1 protein-coding gene and 1 pseudogene are annotated in these 1219 nt (G+C 67.0%); both read left to right on the top strand.

Annotation, left to right across the window (positions count from 1 at the left end; all coding sequences use genetic code 11):
• Positions 1-333: pseudogene (sucC, locus tag PV781_RS24030) on the top strand (succinate--CoA ligase subunit beta); the annotation flags it as partial.
• Positions 333-1217 carry a succinate--CoA ligase subunit alpha gene (gene sucD, locus PV781_RS24025; RefSeq protein ID WP_274778139.1) on the top strand — a complete coding sequence of 295 codons (885 nt, stop codon included), beginning with the start codon at positions 333-335 and terminating at the stop codon, positions 1215-1217. The pseudogene sucC and the gene sucD, both read left to right, overlap by 1 nt.
• Positions 1218-1219 lie beyond the last annotated feature (2 nt).

The raw sequence follows: 1219 nt of genomic DNA, 5'->3' as shown, positions 1-1219 counted from the left end.
GAGAGCCCGGCCAACTTCCTGGACGTGGGCGGCGGCGCCAGCGAGGAGAAGGTGACGGCGGCGTTCAAGATCATCACCTCGGACCCCTCCGTGAAGGGCATCCTGGTCAACATCTTCGGCGGCATCATGAAGTGCGACGTGATCGCGCGCGGCGTGCTGGCGGCGGTGAAGGCGGTGGGGCTGAAGGTGCCGCTGGTGGTGCGCCTGGAAGGCACCAATGTGGAGCAGGGCAAGCAGATCATCCGCGAGAGCGGGCTCAACGTGATCCCCGCCGATGACCTGGACGATGCGGCGCAGAAGATCGTCGCGGCCGTGAAGAAGGAAGCTGCGTGATGTCTGTTCTGATCGACGCCAATACCAAGGTCATCACCCAGGGCTTCACCGGCAAGAACGGGACCTTCCATTCCGAGCAGGCGATCGCCTATGGCACCAAGCTGGTGGGCGGCACCTCTCCCGGAAAGGGCGGCTCGACGCATCTGGGCCTTCCCGTGTTCGACACGGTGGCGGAGGCCCGCGAGGCCACCGGCGCCGATGCCAGCGTCATCTATGTGCCCCCGCCCGGTGCGGCGGACGCCATTCTTGAGGCCATCGACGCGGAAATCCCGCTCATCGTGTGCATCACCGAGGGCATCCCGGTGCTGGACATGGTGAAGGTGAAGCGGGCGCTGTCAGGCTCCAAGTCGCGCCTCATCGGGCCGAACTGCCCGGGCGTGGTGACGGCCGGCCAGTCCAAGATCGGCATCATGCCGGCCAACATCTTCAAGACGGGTTCGGTGGGCATCGTCTCGCGGTCGGGCACGCTGACCTATGAGGCGGTGTTCCAGACCTCGCAGGAGGGCCTGGGCCAGACCTCGGCGGTGGGCATTGGCGGCGACCCGGTGAAGGGCACCGAGTTCATCGACGTGCTGGAGATGTTCCTGGCGGATGACGCCACCACCTCCATCGTGATGATCGGCGAGATCGGCGGCTCGGCGGAAGAAGACGCTGCCCAGTTCCTGAAGGACGAGGCCAAGCGCGGGCGCAAGAAGCCGATGGTGGGCTTCATCGCCGGCCGCACGGCCCCTCCCGGCCGCCGCATGGGCCATGCGGGCGCCATCATCTCCGGCGGCAAGGGCGGCGCCGAGGACAAGATCGCGGCGATGGAAGAAGCGGGCATCCGCGTCTCTCCCTCCCCGGCGCGTCTCGGCAAGACCCTCGTCGAGGTGCTGAAGGGCTGATC

It is taken from the genome of Aquabacter sediminis, assembly GCF_028863665.1.
GTDB lineage: Bacteria > Pseudomonadota > Alphaproteobacteria > Rhizobiales > Xanthobacteraceae > L1I39.
Note: the sequence above shows the minus strand (reverse complement) of the source record. Positions and strands in the feature narration are given on the sequence as shown.